The following is an 11,238-nucleotide window of genomic DNA, read 5'->3' as shown; positions in this document are numbered from 1 at the left end:
GTTGCGCGTCACCGGCGGCGCCAGGTGACGCGCGACCCCGGGTTCGGCGTGCTGTGGTGAACGGGAAGCACGGGCTCGGTGTCAGGGGCGGGCCGCCACGGACGGGGTGCGGCGGCGTGCGACCGCCGACGCGGCGTCGGCGACGGCGAGCTCGCCGTGGATTCCCGCGCCCGCCATGACGCCGGCCGCCGCCGACGCGCCGACCTGGGCCATGAGGTCGCTCGAGTTCCCGGCCGCCCAGACGCCGGGGACGGCGGTCATGCCCCGCGGGTCCGCGGGCACGAACCGGCCCGCCGGGTGGTCCTCGAGCGTCCCGCCGAGCTGCTCGAACAGCTCGCCGCGCGCGACGAACCGCGGCCCGACGACGACCGCGTCCACCGCGAACGACGTCCCGTCCGCGAGGACGACCGACCGCACGGCCCGACCCTCGACGTCGAGCCGCTCGACCTCGCCCTCGACCACGCGCACGCCGAGCGCCGAGAGCTGCTCCCACGTGGCGTCGTCGGGCTCGGGGGCGGTGTGCTGGAAGAGCGTGACGTGCGGCGTGAGCTGGCGGAACAGCAGCACCTGGTGGGCCGCCGCCGGGCCCGTCGCGAGGACCGCGATCCGCTGCCCGCGCACCTCCCAGCCGTGGCAGAACGGGCAGTGCAGCACGGTCGCGCCCCAGCCCTCCCGCACGCCCGGCACGTCGGGCAGCTCGTCGACGAGGCCGGTCGCGAGCAGCACGCGGCGCGCGCGGACCGTCCCGCCGTCGTCGAGCGTGAGCGTGAAGCCGGACTCGACGTCGCCGCTCGCGTGGGCGACGCGCGCGGCGCGGACCTCGGCGCCGTAGCCCTCGGCCTCGGCGCGACCCGCGGCGAGCAGCTCGCGCGGGGGGACGCCCTCGCGCCCGAGCAGGTTGTGCGCGCCCTCCGCGGGCGCGTTGCGCGGCTCGCCGGCGTCGAGCACGACGACGGAGCGCAGCGACCGCGCGAGCGTCACCGCGGCGCTCAGTCCGGCAGGCCCGCCGCCGACGATCGCGACGTCGTGGACGGTGTTCTGGGTGGTGGTGGTCATGGCTCTCCTCAGCACAGGGACGGGTATCACTGCTGGGTGCGTGAGATCGTCGCGAGCATCGGCCCGGGCGGCGACGTTCTCGTGCGCTCAGCGGGGACGGCGGGCCGCCCAGACGATGCGGCCGCCGCGGGCGCCGACGGTGTGCGTGGGCGCGGGGTCGGTCTCGTCGGGCGCCGTCGCCGCGAGCACCGCGTCGAGCGCGGCGAGGTCGGCGGGATCGAGGTGCTCCGCGAGGTGCTCGCGCTGGCGCGCCGCGGTCGCGTGCGCCCAGCGGGACGCGTCCGGTCCCGGCGGCACGACGGCGGTCGGCTCGCGCCGGTCGACGACCTCCAGCCCGGCGTCGGTCAGGTAGGGCGTCCAGTCGGGGTAGCGGTTCCAGCCGGCCTGCGCCACGGCGCTCTCGAGGTGCGCGGCGAGGTCGGCGTGCGCCGGGTCGTCGGGCAGGACGGGCGACGTCGCCGTCATCTCGACGACGACGAGCAGACCCCCGGGCGCGAGCGCGTCGTGGGCGTCGCGCAGGACGCGCGCCGGGTCCGCGACGTGGTGCAGCGACGCGGACGCCCACACGACGTCGGCGGTGCCGACGTCCGGCCACCCGGTGTCGAGGTCGGCCTCGACGGTGCGCACGCGTGCCTCGAGCCCGGTGCCGGCGAGGCCGTCGCGCAGCCGTCCGAGCATCGCGGGGTCCGCGTCCACGGAGACGACCTCCGCGTCGGGGAACGCGCGGGCGAGGGCGCGCGTCCCGGTGCCGGTCCCGGCGCCGAGGTCGACGACGGTGCGCGTGGGGTCCGGCGCGTGCGAGACGGCGACCGCGACGGCCTGGTCGAGGAGCCCGCCGAACACGGACGCGTCGAGCTCGAGCAGCTCGGCCAACCCGTCGGCGTCGTGCCCGTGCGGGGCGTGGTCGTGCGCGTGGTCGTGCCCACGATGTGGCCCGTGGCCGTGGCCGTGACGGTGGTCGCGCTCGGGGGAGTCCATGACTCCACGGTAGGACGGGTCTGCGCCGGAGGCATAGGGTCTTGCTCATGACGCAAGAAGTCGACCTCGACGCCGTCGTCCGCCAGCGCATCCGCGGGCTGCGCCTCGCGCGCGGCTGGACCCTGGACGCGCTCGCGGCGCGGTGCTTCCTCAGCCCGTCGACGCTCAGCCGGATCGAGACCGGGCACCGGCGCATCGCGCTCGACCAGCTCGTGCCGATCGCCCGCGCGCTCGGCACGACGCTCGACCAGCTCGTCGAGCCGGTCGACGACGAGGACGTGGTCATCCGGCCCGAGCCGCAGCGCCGCCCGGGGGAGACCACGTGGCTGCTCTCCCGCGACCGGCCGGGGACGATGGTCGCGAAGATGCGCCTGACGCCCGAGCGTGCCGTCGGCCCGGAGCACCAGCGCGTCCACCCGGGTCACGAGTGGTTCACGGTCCTGTCCGGGACGGCCGTCGTCTACCTCGCCGACCGCAGGATCCTCGTGCAGGAGGGCCAGGCGGCCGAGTTCTCGACGATGGTGCCGCACTCGTTCGGCGCGCACGACGGCCCGGTCGAGATCCTCACGATCTTCGACCAGGAGGGCGAGCGCGCCCACCTCTCGGACACGGACCGGGCCTGACGACACCCCGCCGAACCCGGGATCGCGTGTCACCGGAGCGGTCGGGTGCCGCGGAACCCCGGGTTCGGCGGCACTCGACCGCTTGGGGACGGTGCGCCGGGGCGTCAGTGGGCCGGCGCGACGTCCTCGCGGTCCGCGCTGCGGCGCAGCGACCGGAGCGCGGCGAGCACGAGCACGACGGCGAGCGCCGCGGCCGCGACGACGACCTCGAACCCGGCGTGCGCGCCGCCCGCGTCGATGCGCGACCCGGCGACGGACGACCCGATCGACACGCCCACGCCGAGCGACGTGCCGACCCACGCGAGGCCCTCGGTGAGCTGGTTCGGCGCGACGAGGTTCTGGACGAGGTTGTTGCCGTTGATGAGCGTCGGCGCGATGGCGAACCCGGTCACGAACATCACCGCCGCGAGCACCGGGATCGAGGTGACGAAGAAGAACAGGGAGACGCCCGCGGCGAGCGCGACGATCCCGATGACGAACCGGCGCCACAGCGGCGACACCCAGTGGCGCGCGCCGTACACGAGGCCGGAGATGAGCGAGCCCATGGCGAAGACGGCGAGGATCAGCCCGGCGGCGCCCTTCTGCCCCTGCTCCTCGGCGAACGCGATGGTCGACACGTCGGTCGCGCCGAACACGATGCCCATCGCGACGAAGATCACGGCGAGCACGATCATCCCGGCCGACCGCATCGCGGAGCGCTGCTTCACGCCGGGCTCCGGGACCACGACCGGCGGCTCGGTCGCGCGCTGCGACAGGAACCAGAGCCCGCCGGCGACGGCCGCGACGAGCGGCACGAGCAGCCCCGCGGACGGCGACACGCTCGTCGCGAGCACGGTCGCGAGCACCGGGCCGACGACGAACACGAGCTCGTCGAGCGCCGACTCGAGCGAGTAGGCGGTGTGCAGGCGCCGCGCGTCGGGCACCGTGTGGGTCCAGCGCGCGCGGACCATCGACCCGTACGACCCCTGCGTCGCGCCCGCGAGCGCCGCGAACGCGTAGAGCGTCCACTCGGGCGCGCGCAGCACCGCGCACAGGACGAGCCCGCCGAGTCCGACCGTCGCGGTCGCGAGCATCGGCAGCATGACGACGCGCTGGCCGGTCCGGTCGACCAGCCGCGCGATCTGCGGCGACACGATCGCCTGCGCGACGACGAGCGCCGCCGCGACGCGGCCGGCGAGCGCGTACTCGCCGTAGATGCCCTGGATCATGAGGATCGTGCCGATGCCGACCATCGACATCGGCAGGCGCGCGACGAGCGCCGCGGCGGAGAACCGCCACGCGCCGGGCAGCGCGAGCACGGCGCGGTAGGGGTTGCGCGGGGCGCGTGCGGGCGCCTCGGGCGGGGTGCACGACGCCGTCTCGTCGGTCGTCAGGTCGTCCCGCCGGTGCTCGGGGTGCTCGGGATCGTCAGCGCGCGACGGGGAGTCCTGGACCACCGTCTCAGTGTCGCACCCGGAAGCCGTCCGCCCGGTAGTGAATTGGCGCTGTGAGGCGCGTGACGACGGTCTCGCTCGGCGTCCGGCGCGCGGGTCGCCGGTCGTCCGACGGCCGCCCGCCGCCGGTTGTCCGACGACCGTGCGGCGGCGACGATGGTCGCCATGACCGACAGCCCCGCACCCCGCACCACGACCGTCACCGTCACCGACGAGGGCGACCGCTTCGAGGCCCGCACCGACGACGGCGTCGTCGCCGGGTTCGCCGCGTACGTCCGCGAGCCCGGGAAGGTGATCTTCACGCACACCGAGGTCGACCCGGCGTTCGAGGGCCAGGGCGTCGGCTCCGCGCTCGCCGTCGGCGCGCTCGACCAGGTCCGCGCGTCGGGGGAGCGCGTCGTCCCGCTGTGCCCGTTCATCCGCGCCTACATCGAGCGCCATCCGGGCTACGCGGACCTCACGCGGCGGTGAGGCGACGCTCGGCGGCGGTGCGATGCTCGCCGGTGAGACGACGGAGCGCCCCGGTCCCGAGGGACCGGGGCGCTCGCGCGCGGCCGCGGGCCGCGAGGCCCGGCGAAGGTCAGGAGATGGTGCCGGTGCCCTCGCCCTCCATGCGCTCGTCGTGCAGCAGCTCGCCCTCGGCGTCGACCGGGACGATCGTGCCGTCGAACGTGATGGGCGAGCCCGACTGGTAGCGGAAGTTCGTCGCGTACGAGTAGGACTGGCCGGTGCCGAACGTGTACACGGTCGGCTCGCGGTACGCGCCCGGCGCCATGCCGTCGTCGTTCACGCCCTGCGCCTCGTACAGGTCGTCGTCGACGATGGTGTCCATGCCCTGCATGTAGGGCCAGTCGTCGTAGCGCTCGTCGATGCTCACGAGGCTCGAGCCGAGGTCGATCGGCGCGCCCTCGTTCGTGATGACGTAGTTGACGAAGACGATGTCGTCGCCCTCGGCGATGATCGGCAGGTTGTTCTCCGGGTCGACGAACAGGCCGTCCTTCGTCGCCTGCGTGACGCCCACCTGGTAGACGTCGACGCGCACGTCGCCGATGGTGAAGGTCGAGATCTGCTCGCCCGGGTTCGTGACGGGGTTCGCCCAGTCGGGCAGCTCGCCGCTCGTGCCGGTCTCCTCGGCCGCGGCGTCGTCGACCTCCTCCGCGTCCTCGACGGGCGCGGTCTCCTCGGCGGACGTCTCGTCCGGCGTCGGCGTCTCGGGCGTGCCGCCGCCGACGTTGATGGTGCACGCGGTGAGGCCGAGCGCGAGCGCGGCGGCGACGGTCAGTCGTGCGGCGGAACGGACGGGACGCATGGTGAGCTCCGGGTGTTCGGGGAGAGGTGCCGGACGGACCTTACCCACAGACGAACGCCCGCCTCGATGGGGAGCGGTGCCCATGAGACGGCGCGGACGTCCGGGACCTTCGCCTGTTGCGCCAGGGCCGGAGCGCGAGGACCCTTCCCCTATGCCTCGGCGCTTCCTCTCCCCGACCCGTCCCGCGTGCGCGGACCTGCGTGTTCGCCCCGCGACGGCCGCCCCGTGGGGGCGCGCGTGACCGCCCTGCGCGTCGAGCGCGCCGACGTCGTCGTCGTGGGCGGCGGTGGTGCAGGTCTCAGTGCGGCGCTCGCGGTCGCGGAGGCCGCGGCCCGGGAGGACCGTCGCGCGCCCGTCGTCGCGCTCGTCTCCAAGGTGTACCCGATGCGCTCGCACACCGTCGCCGCGGAGGGCGGGGCCGCGGGCGTGGTGGGCGACGACGACTCGCTCGAGCAGCACGTCGCCGACACCCTCGCCGGGGGCGCGGGACTGTGCGAGGACGACGCCGTCCGGTTCGTCGTCGAGCGCGCCGCGGGTGAGCTGTACCGGCTGGAGCGGTGGGGCCTGCCGTGGTCGCGCACGGACGACGGCGACGTGGCCGTGCGCCGGTTCGGCGGCATGAGCCGCGCGCGCACGTGGTTCGCGGCCGACAAGACCGGCTTCCACCTGCTCCACACCCTGTTCCAGACGTCGCTGCGGTACTCGGGCGTGGACGGTCCCGTCCGCCGGTACGACGAGCACCACGTGCTCGACCTGGTGGTCGACGACGCGGGCGGGCCGGACGCGCGGGTGCGCGGCGTCGTCGTGCACGACCAGCACCGCGGGGAGCCGCTGCTGATCGAGGCGCCCGCGGTGGTCCTCGCGACGGGCGGCTCGGCGCGCGCGTGGGGGACCAGCACGAACGCGGGCATCTGCACGGGCGACGGGACCGCGATGGCGCTGCGCGCGGGCGTGCCGCTGCGGGACATGGAGTTCCTCCAGTTCCACCCGACCGGTCTGCCGGGGAGCGGCATCCTGCTCACCGAGGCCGCCCGGGGCGAGGGTGGCGTGCTGCTCGACGCCGACGGCCGGCGCTACCTCGCCGACTACGGCCTCGGCCCGGAGACGCCGGTCGGGGCGCCCGTGCCGCGCACCATGGAGCTCGGGCCGCGCGACCGGCTCTCGCAGGCGTTCTGGCACGCCGACCGCGACGGGCGCACGATCCCGACGCCCGACGGCGGCGTCGTCCTGCTCGACCTGCGCCACCTCGGCAAGGAGCGCCTCGCCGAGCGGCTGCCGCTCGTCACCGGCCTCGCCAAGCAGTTTGCTGGCGTCGACCCCGCGACCGAGCCCGTGCCCGTCCGCCCGACGGCGCACTACACGATGGGCGGCATCCGCACCGACGCTCGCGGCGCGACCGGCGTCGCGGGGCTGTTCGCCGCGGGGGAGTGCGCCTCCACCGGGCTGCACGGCGCCAACCGGCTCGGGTCCAACTCGCTCGTCGAGACCCTCGTCGTCGGGCGTGCGGCGGGCGAGGCGGCGCTCGCGTGGTCGCGCGCGGCCGGGCACCCCGGGGCGGACGGCGGCGCGGCGGGCGCGGGGGCCGGCGTCGGTCCCGCGTCGGCGGACGGCGAGGTCGTCGACCGCGCCGCCGAGATCGCCGACCGGTACCTCGCGATGCGCGGCCGCGGCACCGAGCCGTCCGCCGCGATCCGGGCCGAGCTCGGGCGCGTGCTCGACGCCGACGCCGGGATCTACCGCGACGCCGACGGGCTGCGACGGGCGCTCGCGACGGTCGAGGACCTGCGCGCGCGGTACGCCGACGTGCGCGTCGCCGACACGAGCGCCGTGCTCAACACCGACTGGGCGACGACCGTCGAGCTCGGCGCGACCCTGCTCGTCGCGCACGCGACCGTCGCCGCCGCGCTCGCGCGCGAGGAGTCCCGCGGAGCGCACCAGCGCCTCGACTTCCCGGACGTCGACGACGTGCCGCGCCACTCGGAGGTCCGGCTGGACGCGGGCGGAACGATCGAGGTGGCGCACGTCCCCGTGGGCGCCGAGCACGACATAAGGGTCGGAAAGAGACCGATAACGACCCCCATGTCGTTCTCGGCGGACGAGGGGGCGGGGTTGTGAGCGAGGAAGAGCTGTTGGTGGAGGTACCGACGGTGCGGGTGGAGGTCGCGCGGACCTCGCCCGACGGCGCGGACGCCGGGCGGCGCGACGTGTTCGACGTCCCCTACGACGACCGCACCTCGGTGCTCGACGCGCTCCAGTGGGTCAAGGACCACGCCGACCCCACGCTGACGTTCCGGTGGTCGTGCAAGATGGCCGTCTGCGGGAGCTGCGGCGTCATGGTCAACGGCCGCCCGGTGCTCGGGTGCGAGACGTTCGTGCGCGGCTACCGCACGTCCGGCCTCGTCGTCGAGCCGCTCGCGCACGCCGAGGTGCTGCGCGACCTCGTCGTCGACACCGACACGTTCCTCGGCAAGCTCGCCGCCGTGCAGCCCTGGCTCGTGCCCGACGGCGCGACGCGGCTCCCGCTCGTCGACGCGCCTGCGGAGGACCCGGCCCCGGACCGGGGCGAGGACGCGCTGCGGGCGCACGGGCCGTCGTCGGGCAGCCTGCAGACGCCCGGCGAGCTCGCCGCGTTCAAGGGCTTCGCCGAGTGCATCGACTGCATGCTCTGCTACGCGGCGTGCCCTCAGCTCGATCCGGCACCGGACTTCCTCGGCCCGGCCGTCGTCGCGACCGCGCGCCGGTGGGACGAGGACTCGCGCGACGCGGGCGAGCTGGACCGGGCCGACGTCCTGGACACCGAGTTCGGCGCCTGGCCGTGCATCCAGGTCGGGGCGTGCACCCAGGTCTGCCCCAAGGGGGTCGACCCGGCGCGTGCGCTCCGCGACGCCCAGCGCGTCGCGACCGAGACGTGGGAGGCTCGCAGCCGGCGCGGGTGAGGGCGGGTACGTCGGGTACGTTGAGGCGATGACGGCGAAACCGGTCATATCGGGTGTTCGACCGCGACTGGTGTCTGACCGTGACTGCTGAGAGCGAGGCCCTCGTGTACGTGCTGGACGTCGACGCCGCTGCCGCCCCCACCGTCCTGCTGCTGCACGGGGGCGGGGTCGCGGGCTGGATGTGGGAGCCGCTGCGGGCGGAGCTCGACGGTGAGCTGCGGCTCCTCGTCCCCGACCTGCCCGGTCACGACCACAGCGCCGACGAGCCGTACGGGTCGCACGACCACGTCGTCGACGAGCTGGATTCCCTGGTCGAGGAGCGGGCGGGCGCGGGGCCGATCACGGTCGTCGGGTTCTCGCTCGGCGCCCAGCTCGGGGCGCTGCTCGCGGCGCGACGGCCGGACCTGGTCGACCGGCTCGTCCTGGTCAGCGGCCAGGCCACGCCGACACCGGCGCCGCGGCTCACCCTCGCGCTCCTCGCGTCGACCGCCGGGCTCGCGCGGCGGGAGGGGTTCGCCCGGCTGCAGGCCAAGGAGCTCTCCGTCCCGGACCACCTCCTCGACGACTACCTGCGCACGTCGGCAACCCTCTCGAGGCGGACGCTCCTCGACGCCGTCGGGGAGAACATCCGCTTCACCGTGCCCGCCGGGCTGCGCACGTTCCCGGGCCGGGCCCTGGTGCTCACGGGCAGCCGGGAGAAGGCGGTCGTCACGGCGTCCGCGCGAGCATGGACCGAGGCGATCCCGGGCAGCAGCCACGAGGTCGTCGAGGGCGCCGGGCACGACATCCCGTTGCGCCGACCCGAGTGGCTGGCAGCGAGGCTCCGGGACCTGCTGGGCGCGTAGACGGCGTGTCGGTCGCAGCGACGGCCGCCCATGTCGGCGGAGCGTAGCGGCGGGGACGCCGGAGGGTGCGCTCGCGCCGCTCAGATGCGCCGGGGACCGGGGCCGTCCGACCCGAGGGCGTCCTCGGGGTTGAGCAGCCGGCACGCCTTGAGCGAGAGGCAGCCGCAGCCGATGCAGCCGGTCAGCTCGCGCTGCAGGTGGTCGATCTGGGTGCGGCGCAGCTCGAGCTCGTCGTTCCAGAGCTTGGCCACGCGCCTCCAGTCGCGCTGCGAGGGCGGGTGGTCCAGCGGGAGGCTGGTGAAGACCTCCTGGACGTCGGCGAGGGGGATGCCGAGCCGCTTCGCGACGACGATGAGCGAGATGCGCCGGAGCATGTGCCGGGGGTAGCGGCGCTGGTTGCCGGCCGTGCGCGTCGAGGCGATGAGGCCGAGCTGCTCGTAGTAGTGCAGCGCCGACACGGCGACGCCCGTACGGTGCGCGACCTCGCCGACGGCGAGGAGATCGTCGGGTTCCAGCGACATCGACACCTCCCTTGACCTCAAGTTTACTCGAGGTATTAGCGTCGCGGCGGGTCGTCCACCGGGGCGCCCGCAGGGGGCGTACGCCCCGACCGGACGTGGCGAGAGGACGGCCCGAGATGACCCAGACCGAGCAGGAACGGCAGGACACGGGGACGGCAGGCACGTGGCGCGAGCTGCTGGGCGGGCGCCACGCCCCCGTCGCGGCCGTGCTCGCGGGCGGCGTCCTGCTGGAGGCGAGCAACGTCTACCTCACGACGAGCCTGCTCCCGACCATCGTCGGGGAGATCGGAGGAGCCGAGTTCTACGCCTGGACGATGACGACCTTCCTGCTGGCGTCCGTCGTCACCTCCATGCTCGTCAGCAGGGTCCTCACGCAGCAGGGCGCCGTCCGGGCGTACCTGCTCGCGCTCGGGCTGTTCGCGCTGGGGTCGCTGCTGTGCGCGGCCAGCCCGTCGATGCTCGTCCTGCTGCTCGGCCGTACGGTCCAAGGACTCGGTGGAGGACTGCTCGCCGGCCTCGGGTACGCCCTGATCCAGCGGGCGCTGCCCGAGCGGCTCTGGGCCCGGGCTGCGGCTCTCGTGTCGGCGATGTGGGGCGTCGGGAACATCGTCGGTCCCGTCGTCGGCGGCGGGTTCGGGCAGCTCGGAGCCTGGCGGGCCGCGTTCGTCAGTCTTGCGGTCGTGGCGACGCTCGTCTGCGTGCTCGTCGTCCGCTCGATGCCGCGGACGGCCCGGAGGCGCTCCAGCGAGTCGGTCCCGTGGGCGTCGCTCGTGCTGCTCGCGATCGCCGTCGGAGCGGTGGGCGTCGCGAGCATCGTGCCCTCCGGCGTGGCCACCGCGGTGAGCCTGGTCGTCGGGGTCGCGCTCGGCGTGTGGTTCGTGCGCCACGACCGGACCGGGCGCGGCGGCATCCTGCCCCAGGTCACGTTCGCGCGCGGGTCGTCGCTCCGCTGGGTCTACCTCACCGTCGCGGTCCTCGCGTTCGGGATCGGCACCGAAGCCTTCATCCCGCTCTTCGGCCAGGAGATCGGTGGTCTCGGCCCGCTCGTCGCAGGACTGCTCGGCGCCGCCCTCTCGCTGGGATGGTCGGTGACCCAGATGGTCACGGCGAACGTCTCGGGAGTCCGGGCGCGGCGCGGGCTCATCACGATCGGCCCGCTCGTCGTCGCCGTGGGGCTCACCGCGTACGGGCTGCTCCACCACGACGGGCCGTCCGGGGCGGTCGTCGCGCTGTGGTTCGTGACGCTCTTCCTCGCGGGAGCCGGCATCGGGCTCGGGTTCCCGCACCTGACGGTCGCCGCGCTGGGGAGCACGGTCGGCGAGGAGGAGGGTGCCAAGGCCGCGGCCGCGGTCAACACCGTCTTCCTCATCGCGACGGCGCTGAGCGCCGCCCTCGCCGGCGTCCTCGTGAACCTCGGGACACCCGACCTCGTCCGGTCCGCCCAGCTGCTCATGCTCACGTTCGCCGGCGTCTCCCTCGTCGGGACGATCGTCGCGCGCCGCGCCGCGGCGGGAGTCAGGGCGGTCGCGTGAGGCGG

At 75.0% G+C, this 11,238-nt stretch carries 11 protein-coding genes; 6 read left to right on the top strand and 5 right to left on the bottom strand.

The genetic code is table 11. The features are described 5' to 3' along the window. Positions 1-81: 81 nt before the first annotated feature. Positions 82-1,056: an NAD(P)/FAD-dependent oxidoreductase gene (locus tag ACFC2L_RS08725; RefSeq protein WP_375823878.1), complete on the bottom strand. Its 975-nt coding sequence runs from the start codon at positions 1,054-1,056 to the stop codon at positions 82-84. A gap of 87 nt (positions 1,057-1,143) precedes the next feature. Then, the gene (locus ACFC2L_RS08720; RefSeq protein WP_375823877.1) at positions 1,144-2,034 is read right to left on the bottom strand and encodes a class I SAM-dependent methyltransferase; all 891 of its coding nucleotides are present in this window, start codon (positions 2,032-2,034) and stop codon (positions 1,144-1,146) included. 47 nt (positions 2,035-2,081) lie between these two features. On the opposite strand from ACFC2L_RS08720, the gene ACFC2L_RS08715 reads away from it, so the two are divergent. Beyond that, positions 2,082-2,657 (top strand): helix-turn-helix domain-containing protein, encoded by a 576-nt coding sequence (locus ACFC2L_RS08715; protein ID WP_375823876.1) that lies wholly within the window; start codon positions 2,082-2,084, stop codon positions 2,655-2,657. 104 nt (positions 2,658-2,761) lie between these two features. Here ACFC2L_RS08715 and ACFC2L_RS08710 read toward each other — a convergent pair whose 3' ends face one another. Beyond that, positions 2,762-3,955, bottom strand: a complete 1,194-nt coding sequence (locus ACFC2L_RS08710) for an MFS transporter (protein WP_375824129.1) — start codon at positions 3,953-3,955, stop codon at positions 2,762-2,764. A gap of 300 nt (positions 3,956-4,255) precedes the next feature. On the opposite strand from ACFC2L_RS08710, the gene ACFC2L_RS08705 reads away from it, so the two are divergent. After that, positions 4,256-4,561, top strand: a complete 306-nt coding sequence (locus ACFC2L_RS08705) for a GNAT family N-acetyltransferase (RefSeq protein ID WP_375823875.1) — start codon at positions 4,256-4,258, stop codon at positions 4,559-4,561. Positions 4,562-4,670: 109 nt separating this feature from the next. Here the strand turns inward: ACFC2L_RS08705 and ACFC2L_RS08700 are convergent, their stop codons facing one another. Further along, on the bottom strand, positions 4,671-5,399 hold the full coding sequence (locus tag ACFC2L_RS08700; protein ID WP_375823874.1) for a hypothetical protein: 729 nt from the start codon (positions 5,397-5,399) through the stop codon (positions 4,671-4,673). A gap of 237 nt (positions 5,400-5,636) precedes the next feature. Between ACFC2L_RS08700 and ACFC2L_RS08695 the strand changes: the two genes are divergently transcribed. The 3 genes from ACFC2L_RS08695 (at position 5,637) to ACFC2L_RS08685 (ending at position 9,180) form a co-directional block, all read left to right on the top strand. Next, positions 5,637-7,514, top strand: a complete 1,878-nt coding sequence (locus tag ACFC2L_RS08695; protein ID WP_375823873.1) for an FAD-binding protein — start codon at positions 5,637-5,639, stop codon at positions 7,512-7,514. Beyond that, complete coding sequence (locus tag ACFC2L_RS08690; protein ID WP_375823872.1) at positions 7,511-8,335, top strand: 2Fe-2S iron-sulfur cluster-binding protein; 825 nt, start codon at positions 7,511-7,513, stop codon at positions 8,333-8,335. Before ACFC2L_RS08695 ends, ACFC2L_RS08690 begins: the two co-directional genes overlap by 4 nt. Positions 8,336-8,415: 80 nt before the next feature. After that, positions 8,416-9,180 carry an alpha/beta fold hydrolase gene (locus tag ACFC2L_RS08685; RefSeq protein ID WP_253691297.1) on the top strand — a complete coding sequence of 255 codons (765 nt, stop codon included), beginning with the start codon at positions 8,416-8,418 and terminating at the stop codon, positions 9,178-9,180. 80 nt (positions 9,181-9,260) lie between these two features. Here ACFC2L_RS08685 and soxR read toward each other — a convergent pair whose 3' ends face one another. Next, positions 9,261-9,701 carry a redox-sensitive transcriptional activator SoxR gene (soxR, locus tag ACFC2L_RS08680; protein ID WP_024839797.1) on the bottom strand — a complete coding sequence of 147 codons (441 nt, stop codon included), beginning with the start codon at positions 9,699-9,701 and terminating at the stop codon, positions 9,261-9,263. A 116-nt stretch (positions 9,702-9,817) separates the two neighbouring features. Between soxR and ACFC2L_RS08675 the strand changes: the two genes are divergently transcribed. Then, entirely contained in the window at positions 9,818-11,233 is a 1,416-nt protein-coding gene (locus ACFC2L_RS08675; protein WP_375823871.1) for an MFS transporter, read from the top strand. The last annotated feature ends 5 nt before the right edge of the window (positions 11,234-11,238 follow it).

Origin of the sequence: Cellulosimicrobium sp. NPDC055967, from assembly GCF_042269845.1 — a bacterium.
Classification (GTDB): domain Bacteria; phylum Actinomycetota; class Actinomycetes; order Actinomycetales; family Cellulomonadaceae; genus Cellulosimicrobium.
The sequence above is the reverse complement of the archived record's forward strand: the minus strand, read 5'-3'. Positions and strand labels throughout refer to the sequence as shown.